Consider the following 19,690-nt stretch of genomic DNA (forward strand, 5'->3'; position numbering starts at 1 on the left):
CATTAAGCCTCAGCCTCCTTGCGCTTCTCCTTCTCTATCCAGTCCCTCTTTCCGAGGCCCGGCTGCCTCATCGTGAGGCCTATCTTGTTCTCCCTTATGATCCTGCTTTTGACGCTTATCGCTATGACCCTCGCTCTAACGTAGTCGCCGAGCTTGAGGACGCGGTTGGTTTCCTTGCCTATGAACTGCTTGTTCTTCTCGTCGAACACAACGTAGTCGTCCATGAGCTGGCTTATGTGGACGAGACCGTCCATCGGGCCTATCCTGATGAAGGCACCGTAGGGGGCGACGTCGATGACCTCACCCTCAACGACCTCGTGCATGTAGGGCTGCCAGACGAGCACGTTGAAGACCACCTCGTGGTACGTGGCACCGTCACCCGGGACTATGACGCCCTCGCTGACCTCCTCAACATCCAGCACCGCGAGGACTACCCCCTCGTCTCTGTCGTAGATGCCCTCGTAGGTCTCCCTGAGGACTATCTCGGCGGCCTCCTTTGGATCCATGGTGAACATTCTCGGCGGAATCCTGACGACGTCCTTAACCTTCAGGAGCTTGTACATGCCGTTACCTCCCAGATAAAGGATGAAAAGAGGTCACTCCTTCTTCCCGAACTTCTCCTTGTAGAGCTCTATGGCGCGGAGTATTTCCTTCTTGGCCTCCTCGGCGTTTCCCCAGCCCTCAACGGTTGTAGTTTTGCCCTGGAGCTCCTTGTAGCGCTGGAAGAAGTGGGCTATCTCGTCGAGGAAGGCCTTCGGGACGTCATCGATGTCCTTCCAGTCCTCGAAGTACGGGTCCTCGACCGGAACCGCCAGAACCTTCCAGTCCTTGTCGCCAGAGTCCTCCATCTTCATGATGCCTATCGGCCTTGCCTCGATTATGGTGAGCGGGTAGACCGGCTCGCGCATTATGACCATGATGTCGAAGGGGTCTCCATCGTCGTACCAGGTCTGCGGGATGATTCCGTAGTCGACCGGGTAGAAGAACGGGCTGTAAAGGACGCGGTCAAGTTTAAGTAAGCCAGTCTTCTTGTCGAGCTCGTACTTGTTCCTGCTCCCCTTTGGGATCTCTATGAGAGCGTAGACGACCTCCGGAACGTTCGGTCCGGGCTCAAGCTCGTGGAACGGGTTCATCTCTAACCACCTCTTACCCCTTGTAGAACTCTACGTTAGGCTTTTGGATAGGGCTTTTAAAGTTGTTGGTTAGGAGAACCCAGAGGACTGAAAAAGAAAGCCATCAGCTGGCCCTCTTCCTCCTGTACTCGTAGATCACCTCACCGTCGACTATCGCGTAGACGTCATGGTTCCCTTCAACGTAGTGGACCACAGGCTTGTCCACGAGGTCAAATACCTTCTCGAGATCCTCAACGGAGTTCAGGGCTACGGGATCCATTGCCTCTATCTCACTCGGAACCCCCTCGACGATGAACTTCCTCAGGCTTTTCATTTCATCGGGGGGCTTCCTCTCCCTGCGGGAGTAGGCAAAGCCCAGCGGGGGAAGGAGGAAGAGGAAGGCCATCGCCGGGAAGAGCGTCCTTCCCTCGGATACCCCTATCTCCTTCCCCCCGAAGGTCATGCTGTGCACAGTAGTGTTCGTGTACCTCCCGACCTTCTTGTAGTCCTTGGTGGCCCCGCTCAGTCCGAGCATCCCCGAACTGTCGGTGGTTAGCGACACCTTCTGGGTGAAAGGGTCCTTCCCGGGTATCCTGACTTCAACGAGCAGGTAGGTGTCCCCGTTAGCCCGGTAGAGGCCGGTTCCGTCCCTGACCTCTTTGAGATCCCCCTCGAGCCTTCCGATATCAAAGGTCACAGGTACCGAGAAGGAGCCCGAGAATTCCCCGCTCCAGGAACCCCTCGTCGTGTTCATTATGTAGAAGCGCTTCTTGTTGGCGGTTACGTAGTAGTCCGTCCTCAGCACGACGATGTAATCACCCGACTTCTCGGGCGTGATGGTGTACATGTAGCTGCCGTTTATCACCCGGGTTATCTTACCGGGGTAATAGGTCAGACTCGTCCCGTTCCGGTAGACGGACTCGTTGGAGAAGAAGCCGATGTGGGAGAACTCACCCCTTTCCTTGTAGAGAACCTTGTACGTGACCATTGTGGTGCTGGGCGGGGTCGAATAGGCCGCCACAGCGTAGGCCCCAAAGAGGACGGCCATGCCTATGAACACCACCATCGTGACCTTGAGGACTTTATTCCGATCAACTGAAAACCTTCTCATAAACCACACACTCCCTTAAGTTCATATGAAAAATCGAAAAGATGCCTCACGGGTGACCCCCCGCGCATCCCACTGAAACCCACAGGCCGTTACTAACTATGCCGTAGCCCTTTATCACGGCCCCCTCGTTCAGGGGATAACAGCCGCACGAGGTGAACTCCTGCTGGTTACCGTTGTTGACCCTCGTGAATATCGTGACGTCTATGCCCTCGCTCCCGCCGGCTGGAACCGTGACGTTCCACTCCATTTTGGTTGCCGGGGTCCCATGATGCCCCCCGTGCCCCCCTCCACAGTGGCCGCACCCTCCGACGTTTGCAGGCCAGAACTCGTACGTTCCAGCGCTGGCGCTCGTTTCTGCCAGGCTCACGTTGAACTCCGCTGGAATAGTGTCCGCTATGGTAAGGTTAAGATCCTCCCCGGTGGGGTTCGTCACCTCGATCCGGAACGTCCACTTCTGGAAGGTCTTCAGAGGTATGCCGCTGGTGTTCCCTGAGAGGAGGGTCTTCTTGATGGTGGGATCGCCCACAACCACGACCTTTATGGGGCACGTGGATATAGAGGCGCCCCCTCCATCCCACGTGGCGTGTATGCTCACGGGGATCAAGTACTCCCCCGGAGCGACGTTGCCCGCTATAACGTGACCCTGAAACGTGTACCCCTCACCGGGATCCAAGGTCACGGGGTTCCCATCATCGCTCTCTAGAACCACCCAGAGCCCCAGGGGAAGGCCCGAGTAATCAGGGTAGAGAGTTATGCTCACGGCTTTGTCCTCGGGCAGGTTGTTCGTAACGGTGATGGCGTCAAAGTCCAGGTAGGAATTCGCCCTCAAGGTCACGGTCATGGACTCATCACACGTGAACCCCAGGTACTCCCTATCGTGCGACACCACACTAACGGCCACCTCCCTGGTGGAGCTGTAGCCCCTGAAGTTGCCGCTCGAACCGATCACGAGGAGAACCCCAAGAACCAGTGCGATGAAAATAAAGGTCACTCTCACTTCAACCATCTCCTGCAAGTTTGCTCAGGAGGCTTCTCCTCCCAATTCTGATTCTCAGGACGTCCCCCTTGCCTATCTCCGCCAGGTAGTAGAACGCCAGCAGTACAGCGGTCAGCTCCAGGGCGTACGCTAGGAGGGGGAGGTAGGGGTTCAGGGCATAGAGGAACTCGATCGCTGCCCCGGGCAGTATCGCGGGGTAGGATCTAACCCGAACCTCCTCGCGGTAGATCCTCGTGTCCTCTGGGACTGAGACCTCCACGCCCAGGGTGTGGGAGTCCCCTCCATCGACGGTGAACTCGCTCTCCCCGAGGAGCTTGATTCTGTCTCCCTTAGGCTCGACAAAGTAATGGAACGGGTAGAGGGCGTTGTTCTCCACGCTCAGGTTCCTCTCAAAGGTGCTCCCGGGGAGGTACCAGCCCTCCCTCTGGCCTCCAGCAAGGGTCGACGAGTAGGTGAAAGCCAGAGTCCCCCACGATGCAACCGTGATGAAGAGGAAACCGGCTACTATTGAAACCGCTATCAGGGCGTAGACAGTTCTAGCTCTGACCTTCAGGTACCTCTTACCACCTCCTCGCTTATGTCCCTTCTTTCCACCGCCCGAGAAGGTTATGAGGGCACCGAGAAGCAGAAAGATAGCGACGGCGTAGACGTTGGTAAGCCTGCTCCTCGCGGACTCTATAAACGAGCCCCCGCCCCGGATGACGAGCGGACGGCCAAAAACCGTCACCACTTCACCGACCACGTCGGCCTTTTTGACGACCGGATAGCCACCGTCCTGCTGGTCCGTGGCGACGTTGTTGTCCCCCCTGGTTATGTAGCCAGCTTCTGTAACGGCGAATATCCTGTGAACCGTCCAGCCGTCCCGTCTGTGGAAGACTATGATGTCCCCAACGTCCCCTCCCTTTGAGAGGGGGTTTATGAAGAACAGATCTCCCCTGTTTATCGTCGGGGTCATGCTCTCAGAATAAGCGTAGGAGAGGAAAACAGGTCTGCCGAGGACGAAGCCCAGGGCCGAGACTAGCAGGAACATGAGAACTATCAGGGTGATAATCGTCTCAGCGGCCCGTTTTATACTCATCTCTTCTCATCCCTCGGCAATAGATAAATTGGAGCAAAGGCTCCAGAAAGGAAATCATGTGGTGCATGCACCTGCAACTGCCGTTATGCTTAGGTCGAACTGATGGCTGGTTCCATTAGCGACGTTTGTGTTGTTAAAGATCATCCCGATCGATACTGGGCTGTCATGAGTAACGGTAAATGTTATAGTTGTTCCTGGACCTGCAATCGGGTTGTCGTAAGTTCCTGCAAATAGTTGCACATTTTCGTTTTGGGGGACTCCCGAAAGGGTGACGCAGATTGGGTAATCTCCCTGCTCGTTTTCCCAGAGCTCGTTGCTTACGTTGAACATCTCCTCAAAGACGTAGGTGGTGTTCGGACTCATGCCGTCTCCACCGTCGTGGTTGGGGTTGTTGTGGCTTATGTCCACGTAGAGCTTCCCGGCGTCGTATCTCACATAGGGCTGAAGGGCGGTAAGGTCAATGAGCTCGTTGTCGTCTGAGACGACCTGGAAGGATGCCGACCTGTCGGCAGAGTAGTACCTGAAGTTGGCACCGGCGCCGACTGCCAGGAGCATTCCAATCATAAGGAAGGCCAATCCAAATAGTTTGTTCATCTTTCATTCCTCCTTCACTGACCGCAGTTCCCTACAAGCTCCGCCGGCTCGGTGCCTAGTCTGTAGGCCTCAATATGCATTACCGCGTTGTGGACGCTGTCAATCGGGTCGTTTCCGACGGTGAAGTCCATGCCAACGCTAACCGCGTCTCCGTTCTGCACCACAAAGCATACATCATTCTTAGCCGTGTCACTGTAAGCGGCAACAACACCTGTTGTACTCTCATATATGTTCTCGTCAGCGCCGTAGAACTGGATGTCCGTGTTGTCGCTGGTTATCCTGACTACTATTGCCATACCGTCTTCCCACAGGTCGTTGCTCACGTTGAATACCTCATCAAAGTTGTACTCTGAGTTCGGGCTGAGGCCGTTTCCGTATCCGGGCCACTTCGGGTTTTCCGGGCTGATGTCAACCACTAGAACTCCCGCATCGTTTATGTATGCGTAGGGCTGCACTGGAGTCAGGTCAATGAGCTCATTGTCATCTGCCACTATATCCCAGTGGATGCTCCTCTGGGTTTTATAGTCACTGAAGTTGGCTCCGGCTCCCAAAACGAGACCAAAGGCCACCAACAGGCCAAAAATTCCTAAGGCAAGATTTTTCCTCAATTTTTTCGCCTCCGTTTGGAGGCATCATGGAACAGGCCACGGTTGTGAGTGCTGGGCCCTAAAGGACCGGCTTCAATTCCGCGGCACTCATTCTGCAACTCAACTGCACCATATAGATGCCCCTTGGCGGGCAACCATTACGGTCGCTCCACAGTTGCTTAGACTCCCGGGATATATATGAAGTTGGGAGTTACCAGGGGGTAACGCCACGTTACTCACCGTTACCGTCGGATTTTCCACGGCCCTCATCGTCCCTCGGCCTCAACACCCTGTAGGTCTTCGCGTGCTGGATCACCGCAACCGTGAGGTAGGTCAGCGAGGCAAATAAAAGGAGGAAGTTGCCGAACCAGAGGGCGGTAAGGGAGAAGATGAAGGAGATGCCAGCGTAGAATGCGCTCCAGCTTATGTCGTTCCTCTGAACGACCTCCATGTAGAGGGTGACGTTGTCGGGGACCTGGAGGAGTGTTATCACACCACGCTCAAAGGCCAGAACACCCTCACGCTCAAGCTTGGGGATGTGGGTCTGCATGAGGCTCACGTAGACGCTCTTCCTGTGCTTCCTATCGGGGTTCCCCTCCTTCTCAGCGATGTACTCAACTATGTCCCTGAGCTCAGCCCTGCCGTTCCTCATCTGAAGGAACTCTATAAGTAGCATCCTCCTCTCGTTTCCAAGGATCATGTTGGAGGACGCGTTGTTACTGATCAACTCGCTCACCTCAACCTGTAATGCTTTCTCCTGTTGTACCGTCCGCCGTTGTAGAAGGCCTCCACCACACCCCTCAAAACTAGGTTCCTGAGAACCCTCTCGACCTTCTGCCGGGTGCACTCCACACCCATCTCGTTCAAAAACCTCGTGATAAACGCAACACTAAGGGGGCCCCTTTTCTGAAGAAGGGCTCTGATCTCACTCTCAAGGTTCACCGTTCCATTCGTGTCAATCACCACCTACCGGTCTCAGCTGATTAAAGCGCTAGAATCCTACAAGTTACTAAAATCCCACCTAACTCTACTAGGGACTCTCCCTTAAAAGGCTTCCTAAAAAGTTCGAATTCTCGGCCTTTTTGACGAAAAGAGACTTTTTCAGGCGATTTGCTGGGAGACAATCCAAGGAGGAAAATCCACGGGAAAAGAAAGGCGGCCTTAAAATTGATCCGCAAAGCCAAGGAGCGGAACTAGCCCAGCTTTAAAGGAACTCGGAGATGAAGCAGGAACCCGGCAATATCCTGAATGTATTCCAATGATCCGCGAAAAAGCCAAGGAAATACACGGGGGCACGAGTTATGATGAAAGGTAGAATATGGGGTTCGAAGTTCATCTGGAGCCCGGTTGAATGGTAGCCCCGCGGGGATTCGAACCCCGGTCGCGGGATCCAGAGTCCCGCATGCTTGGCCGCTACACCACGGGGCTGTACCCGTTGATAGCTTACGGGATTGATTTATAAATTTTGCCCTCGGCATTGGGGGCACAACTCTTATATCCTGGCGGGCTATCCCAAGATTCTGGGACTTAGCGGGCAAGATGGGACAAACCCACGTTTTGGAGGACTGGAACGGGAGGGATAATTGAGGAGCTTCAGGGCAATATGTCTCCTCAACTTATCCCAGAGTTCTCGGGTGTTGTCCTCACAGTGAAACATTGCTGAAAGGGCATCTTTAATTTTCTTAAAAAGGGCCAACCAGGAGGTGAGGGGAGGATACTGACCCTCAACAACCTTTGTGACCAGCAGAGGACTGACAGCAGGTCTTCTTTCCGAAAAATTAATAAAATCATTTGCATTTTTTATCACATGCCGAGTTTTTTATTGGCCAGATTCATAAATCCCAAAGAATGCCCACGCGATGAAATAGAGGTAGACCCAGAAAAACTGTGCAACAGTGAGAAAAATCTGGAAAAAGGAGAAAGTTGCCGTTATGTACATCTAAATGCGCTGATAAACTCACTGATAAGGTTTGGAATACCGTTCAGTATCCCCATGGTCATATTCATGTACCAGAGATGGAATCATATTGGAGTGGAATTCAAGTTTGCGTATGCCCTTGTCGTTTTGTGGTTCGCATTGGTGCCGCATCTCCTCTGGCGCGCGGAAACTGTTGTAATACCCGAGCTTGAATACGGGCTAAGGGAAATAATAGATTGCAAAGACGATAATGGCAAAAACTCGTACCAAAAAACCGTGAGAAAAATACAAAGCCATGTTAAGAGACTTAAGAACTACAAAAAGGACATCATATTCTGGGCGATACTAATTCCACTTGAAGGACTCATCGTGGCGACTTACCTCCAAATATTCTCGGAGACAATCGCGCCTGGAATGATGGGGAAGCACGACCCTTGGTTTTATCCGTCCATAATCCCCCCATTATTGCTGGGGTACTTTGCAGCCCTCGGATTCTTCGGAGGGATCATAGCACTAAGAATAATACGGGAAATCGAAAGGGCAAACCTTAGTATCGACCCCCTGAATCCCGACGGCCTTGGGGGAATGAGCGTAATAGGTAAATTCTCAATTGAACTAACCAAGATCCTATCAACGGGGGCCCTGTTCTTCCCCATGGCATTTGCGGCATATCACGCAGGGGAGGGCTCCAGGCTAATAGCCAAGCACTTTGTTATGATCATAATGGGAATGTATGCCATTCTCGTGGCAGTGTCGTTCTTCTATCCAACGTGGAGAATATACAAAGTTGCGGATGAAAAGCGCTCTTCAGAGCTTGCCAACCTCAGGGACAAATACAAAAGACTCAGGGAGGAGCTAAAGAACTGCCGGGGAAATGATTGTATTGAAAAGTTCACCCAGCTGGAAGCCGTAAAGGATGAGTTTATTTTGTACCGGGACGTCAGCGTGTACCCCCTGCAGATAGACATCATCCTTGAACTCACTGGTGCTATTATTCTGCCGATAATGGTCTACATCCTCCAGGTCATCGTGGCGGAGATTTTTGGCCTACCTTTATGATCATTCCAAACAGCCTGAAAATGAGACAAGGCTACCGAAAATTAATTTTGAACGTTTAACGGGATCGGGCCTAGGACAACAACCTTTGTACAACAAACACTAACCAAAGAACAAGTCAACTCCTTTCCGCCAGCGCTTTGCGCCAGCAAGCAAACTTTGCTCTGCAAACTTTGATCAAAGAGTAAAATCTCACCAAAACCGCCAGAATGAGTTCGTATGTTCTCTCAAGATTGCAAGCTCAAAGCGGGTTTGCACCTGAAAAAGCAAGCTAAAACAGGTTTCAAATTCCCATTGAAACACTGCAGAATCAGCAGGTGAAGGAGCAAACCCATCTCAAGATTGAGGGTCCAAAAAGTGACATGAGAACCTTGATGAAACTTTGCGCAGGCAAAGTTTCTGGGGGCGTGGGGGCGTTAGCCCCCCAGAGTTTAAGAGAAAACGGGGTTGTGGGGGCGAAGCCCCACTCCGGGGTTTGAGAGTACAGGAAACTTTGCTCGCGCAAAGGTTTCATCAAAGTTTGTGGCTCACTTTAAATCGCCAGTTTGGGGGGGATTCCATTGAAAACTCTGGACTGAATTTTGAATTCTGCCCTTGTTGGTTTGCGTTTTAATGAGAGTTCGATTTTAATCGACGCCCGAAGGGCGTCAAAGGAGAGGAACTCCTTAAAAAAGACAATAACGGGGAATTCAACCTAAATTGCGCCAGTTAGATAAAAGGAATCCCCTCATTTTAGCATTTTCAAAATAGTTCTTAACATTCCGCCAGCGCTTGCTTTGCAAGGGCTGTATGGCGGGCCCGGCGGGATTCGAACCCGCGACTACCGGCTCCGAAGGCCGGCGCCATGTCCCCTAGGCCACGGGCCCTCGGAAGTGTTTTAAGGGGCGGTAAAATAAAGCTTGCGGTGGTTGGAATGATGCTCCCGGACTGGAAAATCAGAAAGGAGATCCTCATCGAGCCCTTCAACGAGAAGTCCCTTCAGCCTGCCGGCTACGATCTGCGGGTTGGTAAGGAGGCGTACATGAACGGAAAACTCACAGATGTCGAGAAGGAGGGCAAAATTGTAATCCCGCCCAAGACCCATGCCTTAATCCTGACCCTTGAGCGCGTTAAGCTCCCTGACGACGTGATGGGCGATATGAAGATAAGGAGCAGCCTCGCGAGGGAGGGTCTCCTCGGTTCCTTCGCGTGGGTCGATCCAGGATGGGACGGCAACCTGACGCTCATGGTCTTCAACACATCTGAGGAGCCCGTTGAGCTGAATTATGGGGAGAGGTTCGTCCAGATAGCGTTCATACGCCTCGAAGGGCCGGCAGAGAAGCCTTATAGGGGGAACTACCAGGGAAGCAGGAGAATAGCCCTCTCAAAGAGGAAGAAGCTCTAGAGCAACTCATTTTTCAACCCCTAAAAACCAGCAAGAAGGATAAAGATTTGACCCGCCAAAGGGCGGGAAAAGAAAACGGAATCAGCCGAAGAGGGCGCCGAGACCGGCGAGAGCCTCCTCCTCGGAGGCCTCCTCCTCTTCTTCCTCTTCCTCCTCCTGGGCAGCCTCGGCGGCGCCACCCTCAGCGGCAGCTGGGGCAGCGGCAACGGCCACCGGGGCGGCGACCGGCATGGCGGCCTTCTCTATGACCTCGTCGATGTTGACACCCTCGAGCGCTGCAACGAGGGCCTTTATCCTTGCCTCATCGGCGCTAACGCCGGCAGCCTCAAGGACCTTCTTGAGGTTCTCCTCGTTTATCTCCTTACCAGCGGCGTGGAGCAGCAGAGCGGCATACACGTACTCCATTTTTCGCACCTCCAATCATCTTCATCTTTTTTGTTTCATACGGGACATGGAGAGGGAAATGAAATCAGCCGAAGAGAGCGCCCAGTCCAGCGAGGGCCTCCTCCTCGGATGCCTCCTCTTCTTCCTCTTCCTCCTCAGCCTCCTCGACCTTCTCCTCCTGAGGCGGCTGGGAGGTTACAACCATCTGCGCCTGAGCGTTTAAAAGCTCTTTGGTCTTCTCGTCAAGCAGCTCCTCCGGAAGGTTCTGCGCTATGAGCAGGACTGCACGAAGGGCCCTGCCAAAGACCTCCTCGACGGTCTCCTTGGTGATGTAGCCAGCCTCGACAGCAACGCTCTTCGCACCGAGGAATGCCTTCTGGATGATGGCCTCGATGGTCTGGCTGGTCGGGTAGGCGGTGTTGACCGACAGGTTGAACGCGTGCATGTAGGCCTTCTGGAGCATGTTGATGTACTCGCTCTCGTCGATGGCAAGGATGTCCGGGGTGTAGACTATGCCGTCCTCGTAGGCCGCGAGCAGGTTTAGGCCAACTTCAAGCGGCTCTATTCCGAGGGCGTTGAGGATCCTGGCGAGCTGCTCTGTGATGACCTCTCCAGCTTTTAGGACGGTGTAGTCCTTCTGGATGCTGACCTTACCCTTCTCGATTCTCGCGGGGATACCAAGGGCCTGCATCTCACCGACGAGCGGGCCCGGGGCGAGTGAGGTCGGTCCGGCCGGGATGACGACGTCACGGGGGACCGGAACGCCGGGTTTGGCCGGGGCAGGGGTCTTGCTGTCCTCGAGGAGCTTGTAGAGCTTGAAGGGATTCATGTCGGTGGCGAGTATCGCAGCCCCTCCCTGGATGTGGTCGATGAGCTTCTCGAGATCCGGCTTTCCGAGCTCCTGGGCGGCCCTCCTTATTGCCAGCTCTATGAGGGTGTTCCTGCTGACCCTGAGGAGCGCTTTTCCGCGGAGCTTGTCACGCATCTTGCTGAGCGGGTAGGCTGGGACGCCGGCCACGTCAACGAGCGCTATCACTGGGTAGCTCTTGATGACCTTGGTGAGCTCCTCAACTTCCTTCTTCTTCCACTCTGCTACGTGGGCCATCTTCCTCACCTCTCAACCTTAACGGCCGGGCCCATAGTCGTCTTGATGTACACTGACTTCACCTGGTTCTCGCCGCGCTCGAGCTTGTTGATGATGGCGTTGAGCACTGCCTCGGCGTTTTCAGCTAGCTTCTCGTCGTCCATGTCCTCGGTTCCTATCCTAGCGTGAACGACGGGGTTGTTCTTGAGCTGGATCCTGACGGTCTTCTTGAGCTTGTTGACGATCGGTTCCAGGTTGGTCATGGTCGGTGGAACGACCTGCGGCATCTTGTTCCTCGGACCGAGGTACCTACCGAGGTACCTACCGATCTTCGGCATCAGCGGAGCCGCGGCAATGAAGAAGTCGTAGTTCTTCGCGAGCTTCCTTGCCTGCCTTGGGCTCTTTGCGAGCTCCTCAAGCTGCTCTCCACTAATCACATCAAGCCCGAGCTTTTTAGCCGCCTCGGCAACGGCACCATCAGCGATGACCGCGATCTTTGGCTCCTTCCCACGACCGTGGGGCAGCACAACCTCAAGCTTGAACCTGTTCTCGGGTTTCTTAAGGTCTATATCCTTGAGGTTGACTGCCATCTCGACGGTCTGTGTGAAGTTGCGCGGCTTAGCCCGGGCCTTCGCCTCCTTCACCGCTTCCACGATTTTCTGCCTGTCGAAGGCCACTTTACAGCCCTCCTTCTGTTTTTTGATTTTAGCAACAGACGAAGAATCAAAGATGCGTAAAGGGAGGTGTTTTTAAACTTTTCCCCAACCACATCAAATGCGGGAAAAGAGGCCTCACTCGGCCTCCTCCGCCTTGGCAAAGACCTCGTCGTAAACGCCCTCGTCTATCTCCCTCTGGACTTCCCTCGGATCCTTGCCCTCAACGGTAACGCCCATGCTTAAAGCCGTTCCTATGACCTCCTTGGCCGCAGCCTTGATGTTGGGTGCGAGCATCTGGTCGATCTTCGCCTTGGCGATCCTTATAACCGCGTCCATGCTCAGGTCGCCGGCCGGGCTGTGCCCGGGTTCGCTTGAACCCTTAGCTATGCCGAGCTCTTTCTTGATGAGCTGGCTGACCGGCGGGACACCGACCTCGATCTCGAAGGTCTTCTTCTTGGGATCGGTAACGATGATCTTGACGGGAACCTGCATCCCCTCGAAGTCCTTCGTGGCCTTGTTTATCTCGTCAACGACCTGCTTGACGTTGAGTCCGAGAGGACCGATAGCGGGACCGAGTGGTGGACCCGGGGAAGCCTTTCCTCCCTCAACGAGAACTTCAACGACCTGTGGCATCTTTCTCACCTCTCAACCTGTAAACCGTTCACTCCTTTTGGTGTTTGCTTATAAGTCTAACGTATTCTCCCCTCACGGTAACGGGGATCGGGACTATGGCGCCGATGAGTTCAACGACTATCTCGTCCTTCGACTCATCCACCCTGACGACCTTGGCCTTCTCGCCCTTGAACGGGCCGGAGATGAGCTCAACGATGTCCCCCGGCTCGAAGCCGCTCACAGCGGGCTTCTCCTCGAGGAAGTGCTCTATCTCCTCGAACTTGACCTCCCCCGGCAGGGTCCCCTTGGCGTGACGTATGCCCTTTATTGCTTCATCGACGGCACTCTTGCTCGGCGCTTCGACGAAGATGTAACCCTTGACCTTCGAGGGGGCCAGTATGGCGTAGACCGGGAGGTTGTAGGTTCTAACCTTGCTGTAGATCAGCTTTGCGGTAGTTTCTTCCTGACCCACTGTGACACGCACTGTAAAGATCTTGCCCTCCTCCATTGGGATCACCCGAAAGCTTCAGAGGCCCGCGCCGCCCATAATAAGGTAGCCGATCATGGTTATCAAAAGGCCTATGGTGCCGATTATTATCATGCCTATGCCCGTTATCTTGGCGGCCATCTTGTACTCCTTCCAGCTCGGCTTCCTCGTTACCAGCAGCACCCTCCTGGACTCCGCAAGGAAGTTCTTGATCTTCTCACTAAAGCCCTCGGCCATCATGAACACCCCTTTCTACACTTAGTTAAGCCCAGATTAAAAGCAAATAAAAAGGTAACGGTCGGGTCAGAACTCCTCAAGGTCGAGCCTGACTACTCTCCTCTCCTCCTCGTAGGGGGAGGACTCCTCCTCAACCACGGCGTACGGGGAGCTCACACCCGTGACCACGAGGAGGATTCTGATCATCTTGCCGAGCTCCTCGTCGAGCTGGATTCCCCAGATGACCTGGGCCTCCGGGTCGAGCTTGCTCGTAACGAGCTCGATTATCTGCTGGGCCTCCTCAAGCTTGACGTCGCTTCCGCTGATGCTTATCAGTGCGCCTTTGGCGCCGCTTATGTCGACGTCGAGGAGCGGGCTGTTCAAAGCCTGCTGGGCCGCCTCCAGAGCGCGCTTCTCGCTGTCGCTCTCGCCGATACCGATCATTGCCACGCCGCCGTCCTTCATGACGGCTCTTACATCGTTGAAGTCGAGGTTCACGAGGCCGGGCTTGGTGATGAGCTCGGTTATGCCCTTGACCGCCTGGACGAGTATCTCGTCCGCAACTTTAAAGGCCATGTGGATCGGCAGGTTTGGAGCGACCTCCATGAGCTTGTCGTTCGGGATGACTATGACGGTGTCGCTGGCCTTTCTAAGCCTTTCGAGGCCGTACTCTGCGTTTTTTATCCTCCTTATTCCCTCAACGGTGAAGGGGAGCGTGACGACCGAAACAGTGAGGGCACCCATCTTCTTGGCCATCTCGGCTATAACCGGAGCGGCACCGGTACCGGTTCCACCGCCGAGACCGCAGGTAACAAAGACCATGTCGGCCCCTTCAAGGGCCTCCCTGATGTCCCTCTCACTCTCCTTGGCGGCCTCTTCGCCGACCTTGGGGTTGTTCCCGGCACCGAGACCCCTGGTGAGTTCCTTGCCAATGAGGATCTTCTTGTGGGCCCTTATCTTGAGAAGGTCCTGGGCATCGGTGTTGACGGCAATGATCTTCGCCCCCTGAATGCCGACCTGCATCATCCTGTTTATGGTGTTACAGCCGGCGCCGCCAACGCCTACAACGTAGATCTTCGCCTGAATCTGCTCAAGAAGCCTCTTGAGCTCCTCATCAATATCGGACTGGGGGGCTGGAACCTCGGGCACAGTCTTTGATCCAGCGGGGGTGGCCGTCGTTTTATCAATAGCATCCTCAATCAGTTTCAACATCTTCCGACCCTCCGGGTGTAATTTGACACCTGCAACCAATTGCAGGTGGAAAGTATATAAAGTTAGCTACATAGTTGTCCAATGCTGGGTTATGTTGATTTTGAAGTCTTTAAACCTTTCGTCACGTTTCAGTCCCTGATGAACTCAAGGTCAAGTTTTGAGGCCAGCTCCTTCGCCATCTGACGCGTCTCCCCCCTGCTGCCCTTCCAGTCCACGTATATCGCCTCTACCCCCCCGTGTGTGCGTTCTATAGCCTTTAAGAGGAGGTCCTCACCGACGGGCTGGGCGTACTTGGGGAGGATGTGACCGAAGGCCAGGTCCCCTTCCAGGGCCCTTTTCGTCTGCTTGGGGGCGTAATGGCCCCCACCAATTCCCAGGGCAGGCTTGAATCCGGCCTTTGAGACCCCTCTGTCGAGGGAGTCCAGAAGGTGGGTTATCGTCTCGGCGAGTATCTCCCCGGCCCTGTCGTTGACCCACTCCTCCTCGCTAGAACCGATTTCAACGAAGAGACTGGGAACCTCGAGCTCACTGGGGCCGTGGTGCGTCGCCTCGTAGCAGACGGTCCACCCAAGGTCGTTCAGCTCGTTGAGCTTGAGGAGGGCGAGCTTCATGGCGAAGGGGTGTGCTATGGCGAGGCTACCATCCCTCCCCCCGTACATAGCCTTTCCCCAGTTTCCGGTAACGTGAACAGTTAAAGCTGGCATCTTGGCCTTGCTGGAGTGTCTCGAGGCGAATACTATGAGTTCCGGCTTCTCACCTAGCTGCCCCTCGATAGATCTGTCGAGGTTGTCGTAGTAGATCATCTCGTCGTTGGTCGTTAGGATGACGTCGTCCCCCCTCCTGAAAACGGGGTTTCCGTCAAAAACGGCATCCGTTTCCTCAAAGCCGAAGTGCTGGATGAGCTTGTCCTTTATGTTCATCGAGGCGAGGTCTACTTTCGTGGTCATTATAACCCTCATCTTCCATCCCAGAGCTGGATCGGGGCCGGGCTTATAACGTTTATGAATAAGGGAAAAGTCAGCTCAGGGCCATGTTGATCACGGTCTCACCTATGTTCTCCAGGTACTCGAGGATCCTGCGGTAGCTCTCCTTCGCGGTGGACTCCTTCGAGTCGATGCCCCTTATCATCTCCTTGAGTTCGAGCATGAGTTTGTCTATCCTCCTGAGGTCCCTGTCGGAGATCCTGTCCATCACGGCGGTGAACAGCTCCCTGAGCTTGGGAAAGTCCAGAACCTCGGGGCTCTCGGATATGCGGATTATGTGGTCCCCAATCCTCTCGATGTTCCTGACTATGAAGAGTATGCCTATGAGGTCGAAGTACCTCCGGATTATCCCGCTCTCCTCAGAGGCAGTTCTCTGGGACAACAGCCTGTTGACAGTTCTTATCGTGAGGAAGTAGAACCTGTCGAGCTCGTTTTCCAAATCGCTCAGGTCCCTAAGCACCTCGACCTCACCAGGGTTTTCAGCGAGGAGCTCAAGATCCCCTATCATGGAGATCACGATGGAGCGTATCCTCATGAGGATCTCGGAAAGGTTTACCTCCCTCTCGTCCAGGAGGCTCTTGGCTATTATCCTCTGGGGCTCGTCCAGGATTATCTCAACCCCAGGGAGGCCCTGAAGGATCTTTCTGATCTTCACCTTGTAGAAGGGCATCTCGTCCAGGAACAGGATCTCCAGGGTATCGTACCCCTGGATGTACGCGGATATGACGAGCCGCACCGCCATGTCTGGGGAGTACTCCTTGGATATCTCGAGCTCCTTTTTCTCCCCGATGTCCTTGGGCTCCTTGGGAAGTATGGTTATACTCCCATCGGGGTTTATTATCAGGGGCACCGTGTCGCCCTGCTTCAGGTTGTTCTCCAGAACCCACTTCTTCGGCAGGGAAACTATGTATGAACTCCTTCCGGTAAATTGGATCTTGCGGAATTCCATACATCATCCACCGCTATATAGAAAAGTGGCGGAGTTAAATAGATTTCGGAAAATAAAAGGAGAACCCGTCAACCGCTGGAACTTGAAACCGCGCAGGTCGTGGAGTTGAAGGTCATGTCGAAGGCGCTCGGGTGGAGGAACTCGGCCATCTCCTCAACGGCCAGGGCTATCCTCGGGCCGGGCCTCTGGTAGATGTTGGGATCAGAGGCCACGTAGACCCTGCCGGACTTAACCGCCTCCGTCTCTGCCAGGGGGCCAGTGCAGAGCTGGGTAGCGTTTATACCAGCTGTTGGGAGGATCACTATGACCTGCGGGTCTCTGGCTATTATCTGCTCGTCGCTCACCTTGACCCACCCAGTGGTGTCGTTGAAGACGTTTCTACCCCCGGCGAGGCTTATGACGCTGTCCATGAAAGTGCCCTTCCCGGCCGTCCAGTAGCCCTGGTAGTAGCTCAGGATGAAGAACACCCTGGGTCTCGACAGGTTGGCTACCGTGGACTGCACGTAGGAGATCGTACCCTTCATCTCTCCGATAACGAGCTCAGCGGCCTCCTTCCTGTTGGTTATCTCTCCGAGAAGTTCTATCTGCCGGTAGATACCGTCAATGCTCTTGGGGGCAACTATCACAACGGGGGCAATCTGCTCCAGCTTGTCGAGTATTGACATGGAGTAATCGTCGGCTATTATGAGGTCCGGGTTCAGTGCGGCTATCTTTTCAAGATTGGCGTACTTACCGTAGCCGCCGACGCGGGTGATGTTCCTCACCGCGGGAGGCCAGTCAGCCCACTGGGTCACGCCAACGAGCTTGTCGCCGGCCCCTATGTAGAACAGCGTCTCCGTTATGCTCGGGGCCAGGGAGACTATCCTGCTGGGCTCTTTCTCTATGGTAACCGTCCTGTTCGCGAAGTCCGTTACCGTCATCGGGTACTTCTCCTCAAAGGCATCCGGGTGGAGGAGTTTGGCCAGAACCTCGAGGCCCTTGACCAGCCTCGGGCTCGGGTGGATGAGGTCGTTCTCGTTTTCGATCATGTATATCCGACCATTCTTGGCCGCAGAAGTTCCCGAGAACTTGCTATAGGCCTCCTCAACGCTCATGCCGCAGTGGGGGGTGAGGATTATAACCTCCGGATCCCTCGCTATGACCTGCTCCACGCTCACGGTGGGCCAGCCGGTGGTGTCGTTGAACACGTTGACGCCCCCCGCGAGGGTTATGAGCTCGCTTATGAAGGCGTCGCCTCCGACGCTCATCAGGGGATTGTTCCAAGTAACGTAGAAGACCTTAACCTTTGGCTCAGACGAAACGGCCGAGCTTATCTCCCCTAGTTGCGATTTAAAGGTGGAAATCTCCTCTCTCGCCTTCCCTTCCCTGTTGAAGATCTTTCCAAGTAGTTTGAGGTTGTCCGCTATATCCTGAATACTATGAGACCTCAGCACCACAACGGGCGCTATCTCCTCAAGCTTATCGAGAATCCCCTGGGAGTACGTGTCTGCTATTATGAGGTCAGGGTTGAGGCTGGCGATGACCTCTAGGTTGGCGTACTTACCGTAGCCGCCGACGCGGGTTACGTTCGTGACCCCCTGCGGAAAGTCGTCGTAGTCGGTAACACCAACGACCCTGTCGAAGAGGCCAAGGTAGTATAGGTCCTCGGTTATGGCCGGGGAGAGGGTAACTACCCTCCGGGGCTCGGCTTTAATCTCTACCGTCCTGTTGAGGGAATCGCGGACCGTTATTGGGTAGTAGGAGACGGACGTAGTTGTCGTGGGTGCCGCGGAAGAGGTGGTCGTTCCGCTGGTTTCGGCAGTAGAGGATGCGGTTGGAGTGGGCGTCGTTTTCGTCGGGGAAGAGGAAGTCTTTTCACCCCCGTTTCCGCCCCCAATGCAACCGGCCGCAAAAACCGCCCCCAGAAGGAGCAGGGTTATCACAACGAAGAGCACCTTCCTCATGTGCACCACCTGGATTATTTGTCCAGTTATTGAAAAACGCACGGGTATATAAGCTTTTGGATAAATTCTCCAGATCCAGGGAAAAGCTCCAAAGTCACCACAAAACCACCAAAAGCCAATCAGAGAGTTAATGGTGGGGCCGCCGAGATTTGAACTCGGGTCCCCGGCTCCCGAAGCCGGAAGGATAGGCCAAGCTACCCCACGGCCCCCCAAGAAGTTGGAGCCCCGGGCGGGGTTTGAACCCGCGACCTGCCGCTTACCAAGCGGCCGCTCCACCAGGCTGAGCCACCGGGGCGTCGATGATACGATGAAGGGGAGGCTTTATAAATTTTTCTCTTGGTTGAGCTTCTCAACGAGACCCTCAAGAACGTCCCTGAATTTAGCGGCGTCGATCCACTTTATCCCCATCTTCTGGGCCCACGTTAGTATACCAACGTCGGCCGAGACTATCGTGGCGTCGAGCTCTTTCGCGAGGAGAATTAGTTCAAAGTCCTCCTTGCTGTCAACTATCCCCTCCCTCAGCGCCTTTCGGTAGTTCCTCCTGAGCTTCTGGATTATCCTGTCAACGTTGTCCGTCTCGATGACGCTCTCGCGAACGGCCTTCTCGGCAACGCGGAGGCCCTTGTCTATCCTCCGCCGTATGTCGTCTATGAGCTCGTAGACGACGAAGGCAGGTATCCTGATGTCGTGGACGTTGGGGGGTTTCCTTATTATGTAGAGCTCCAGCTCGGGGGAGACCTCTTCCTCCTCAACGAAGTTCATGACCTCCCTGTAGATCCCGGGCGGCATGTAGAACTCCACTCTGCCGAAAAGCCTCGCAGCGTAGTTCAGGAAGATCTTCATGGCCTCGGTTGGGGTGTCTCCAAAGGCCGACCGTATCTCGGGGTTAACGAAGATGCTCGTATCGAGGACGAACCTCATGCCGACCACTAGATATTCTGCGGCGCCCGAGTTTAAAACGTTAGCCGGTTTTTGAAGATCCCCCAAAGGTTTAAGTGAACAACATGCGTAAAAACGTAACAGGTGAAGGGCATGAGAAGGGGGCAGGCGGCGATAGAGTACCTCATGATGATCGCCCTAGCCCTCACGATGGTGCTCATAGTCATAAGGTACGTCAAGCAGGCGGCAGAGCAGGCGGCACGAACAATAAACCAGAGCTCGGAGAACCTCGCCGAGTACATACAACAGCTTGCGAGCAGCGGATGAGAGTCATCAGCGTCAGCACTTTTTCTCGATCTCCTCCCATGGGACAAAACTTGGTTCCATCAATCGGAACGTCCAACGTATCAAATCCAAGATTACGGGACGAAGAGGCGGCCGTTTCCGA

23 protein-coding genes and 4 tRNA genes are annotated in these 19,690 nt (G+C 54.5%); 3 read left to right on the plus strand and 24 right to left on the minus strand.

Annotation, left to right across the window (positions count from 1 at the left end; all coding sequences use genetic code 11):
- Nucleotides 1-2: 2 nt before the first annotated feature.
- The 10 genes from ACZ5AM_RS10695 to ACZ5AM_RS10740 form a co-directional block, all read right to left on the minus strand.
- Entirely contained in the window at nt 3-563 is a 561-nt protein-coding gene (locus tag ACZ5AM_RS10695) for a DNA-directed RNA polymerase (RefSeq protein WP_464914916.1), read from the minus strand.
- 33 nt (nt 564-596) lie between these two features.
- Entirely contained in the window at nt 597-1,133 is a 537-nt protein-coding gene (locus ACZ5AM_RS10700; RefSeq protein WP_464914917.1) for an inorganic diphosphatase, read from the minus strand.
- Between the two features lie 103 nt (nt 1,134-1,236).
- A complete protein-coding gene (locus ACZ5AM_RS10705) occupies nt 1,237-2,223 on the minus strand; it encodes a DUF5305 family protein (RefSeq protein ID WP_464914918.1) in 987 nt (328 codons plus the stop codon).
- A 46-nt stretch (nt 2,224-2,269) separates the two neighbouring features.
- The gene (locus tag ACZ5AM_RS10710) at nt 2,270-3,229 is read right to left on the minus strand and encodes a COG1470 family protein (RefSeq protein ID WP_464914919.1); all 960 of its coding nucleotides are present in this window, start codon (nt 3,227-3,229) and stop codon (nt 2,270-2,272) included.
- Nucleotides 3,222-4,298 carry a signal peptidase I gene (locus ACZ5AM_RS10715; protein WP_464914920.1) on the minus strand — a complete coding sequence of 359 codons (1,077 nt, stop codon included), beginning with the start codon at nt 4,296-4,298 and terminating at the stop codon, nt 3,222-3,224. Before ACZ5AM_RS10715 ends, ACZ5AM_RS10710 begins: the two co-directional genes overlap by 8 nt.
- A gap of 54 nt (nt 4,299-4,352) precedes the next feature.
- Entirely contained in the window at nt 4,353-4,892 is a 540-nt protein-coding gene (locus ACZ5AM_RS10720; RefSeq protein ID WP_464914921.1) for a DUF1102 domain-containing protein, read from the minus strand.
- Nucleotides 4,893-4,906: 14 nt separating this feature from the next.
- On the minus strand, nt 4,907-5,500 hold the full coding sequence (locus ACZ5AM_RS10725) for a DUF1102 domain-containing protein (protein ID WP_464914922.1): 594 nt from the start codon (nt 5,498-5,500) through the stop codon (nt 4,907-4,909).
- A 211-nt stretch (nt 5,501-5,711) separates the two neighbouring features.
- Nucleotides 5,712-6,206 (minus strand): DUF7344 domain-containing protein, encoded by a 495-nt coding sequence (locus ACZ5AM_RS10730; RefSeq protein ID WP_464914923.1) that lies wholly within the window; start codon nt 6,204-6,206, stop codon nt 5,712-5,714.
- Nucleotides 6,207-6,211: 5 nt separating this feature from the next.
- Nucleotides 6,212-6,445, minus strand: a complete 234-nt coding sequence (locus ACZ5AM_RS10735; protein WP_464914924.1) for a hypothetical protein — start codon at nt 6,443-6,445, stop codon at nt 6,212-6,214.
- A 386-nt stretch (nt 6,446-6,831) separates the two neighbouring features.
- Nucleotides 6,832-6,907: transfer RNA gene (locus ACZ5AM_RS10740), tRNA-Gln, on the minus strand.
- A gap of 379 nt (nt 6,908-7,286) precedes the next feature.
- Between ACZ5AM_RS10740 and ACZ5AM_RS10745 the strand changes: the two genes are divergently transcribed.
- Nucleotides 7,287-8,456, plus strand: coding sequence for a hypothetical protein (locus tag ACZ5AM_RS10745; RefSeq protein ID WP_464914925.1), 1,170 nt, complete (start codon nt 7,287-7,289; stop codon nt 8,454-8,456).
- A 787-nt stretch (nt 8,457-9,243) separates the two neighbouring features.
- Here ACZ5AM_RS10745 and ACZ5AM_RS10750 read toward each other — a convergent pair.
- A tRNA-Arg gene (locus ACZ5AM_RS10750) sits at nt 9,244-9,319 on the minus strand.
- A 47-nt stretch (nt 9,320-9,366) separates the two neighbouring features.
- Between ACZ5AM_RS10750 and dcd the strand changes: the two genes are divergently transcribed.
- A complete protein-coding gene (gene dcd / locus ACZ5AM_RS10755; protein WP_464916157.1) occupies nt 9,367-9,837 on the plus strand; it encodes a dCTP deaminase in 471 nt (156 codons plus the stop codon).
- An 81-nt stretch (nt 9,838-9,918) separates the two neighbouring features.
- On the opposite strand, the gene rpl12p is transcribed toward dcd, so the two are convergent.
- The 13 genes from rpl12p to ACZ5AM_RS10820 form a co-directional block, all read right to left on the minus strand.
- On the minus strand, nt 9,919-10,242 hold the full coding sequence (gene rpl12p / locus ACZ5AM_RS10760) for a 50S ribosomal protein P1 (RefSeq protein ID WP_464914926.1): 324 nt from the start codon (nt 10,240-10,242) through the stop codon (nt 9,919-9,921).
- A gap of 64 nt (nt 10,243-10,306) precedes the next feature.
- A complete protein-coding gene (locus tag ACZ5AM_RS10765) occupies nt 10,307-11,326 on the minus strand; it encodes a 50S ribosomal protein L10 (protein WP_464914927.1) in 1,020 nt (339 codons plus the stop codon).
- Nucleotides 11,327-11,331: 5 nt separating this feature from the next.
- A complete protein-coding gene (locus tag ACZ5AM_RS10770) occupies nt 11,332-11,982 on the minus strand; it encodes a 50S ribosomal protein L1 (protein WP_464914928.1) in 651 nt (216 codons plus the stop codon).
- A gap of 114 nt (nt 11,983-12,096) precedes the next feature.
- Complete coding sequence (locus ACZ5AM_RS10775; RefSeq protein WP_464914929.1) at nt 12,097-12,594, minus strand: 50S ribosomal protein L11; 498 nt, start codon at nt 12,592-12,594, stop codon at nt 12,097-12,099.
- A gap of 28 nt (nt 12,595-12,622) precedes the next feature.
- Nucleotides 12,623-13,081: a transcription elongation factor Spt5 gene (locus ACZ5AM_RS10780; RefSeq protein WP_464916158.1), complete on the minus strand. Its 459-nt coding sequence runs from the start codon at nt 13,079-13,081 to the stop codon at nt 12,623-12,625.
- A gap of 18 nt (nt 13,082-13,099) precedes the next feature.
- Nucleotides 13,100-13,297, minus strand: a complete 198-nt coding sequence (locus ACZ5AM_RS10785; RefSeq protein WP_464914930.1) for a protein translocase SEC61 complex subunit gamma — start codon at nt 13,295-13,297, stop codon at nt 13,100-13,102.
- Between the two features lie 66 nt (nt 13,298-13,363).
- Nucleotides 13,364-14,488 (minus strand): cell division protein FtsZ, encoded by a 1,125-nt coding sequence (gene ftsZ / locus ACZ5AM_RS10790; RefSeq protein ID WP_464914931.1) that lies wholly within the window; start codon nt 14,486-14,488, stop codon nt 13,364-13,366.
- Between the two features lie 128 nt (nt 14,489-14,616).
- Entirely contained in the window at nt 14,617-15,447 is an 831-nt protein-coding gene (locus ACZ5AM_RS10795; protein WP_464914932.1) for a D-aminoacyl-tRNA deacylase, read from the minus strand.
- A 58-nt stretch (nt 15,448-15,505) separates the two neighbouring features.
- Nucleotides 15,506-16,420, minus strand: a complete 915-nt coding sequence (locus tag ACZ5AM_RS10800; protein WP_464914933.1) for an AbrB/MazE/SpoVT family DNA-binding domain-containing protein — start codon at nt 16,418-16,420, stop codon at nt 15,506-15,508.
- Nucleotides 16,421-16,488: 68 nt separating this feature from the next.
- Entirely contained in the window at nt 16,489-18,363 is a 1,875-nt protein-coding gene (locus tag ACZ5AM_RS10805) for an ABC transporter substrate-binding protein (RefSeq protein ID WP_464916159.1), read from the minus strand.
- 131 nt (nt 18,364-18,494) lie between these two features.
- Nucleotides 18,495-18,572, minus strand: a tRNA-Pro gene (locus ACZ5AM_RS10810).
- A 9-nt stretch (nt 18,573-18,581) separates the two neighbouring features.
- Nucleotides 18,582-18,658: transfer RNA gene (locus ACZ5AM_RS10815), tRNA-Thr, on the minus strand.
- Nucleotides 18,659-18,684: 26 nt separating this feature from the next.
- The gene (locus tag ACZ5AM_RS10820) at nt 18,685-19,284 is read right to left on the minus strand and encodes an RNA ligase partner protein (protein WP_464916160.1); all 600 of its coding nucleotides are present in this window, start codon (nt 19,282-19,284) and stop codon (nt 18,685-18,687) included.
- Nucleotides 19,285-19,395: 111 nt separating this feature from the next.
- On the opposite strand from ACZ5AM_RS10820, the gene ACZ5AM_RS10825 reads away from it, so the two are divergent.
- Complete coding sequence (locus tag ACZ5AM_RS10825) at nt 19,396-19,569, plus strand: class III signal peptide-containing protein (protein WP_464914934.1); 174 nt, start codon at nt 19,396-19,398, stop codon at nt 19,567-19,569.
- Nucleotides 19,570-19,690: the final 121 nt, after the last annotated feature.

The sequence above is a fragment of the Thermococcus fumicolans genome (genome assembly GCF_055386755.1).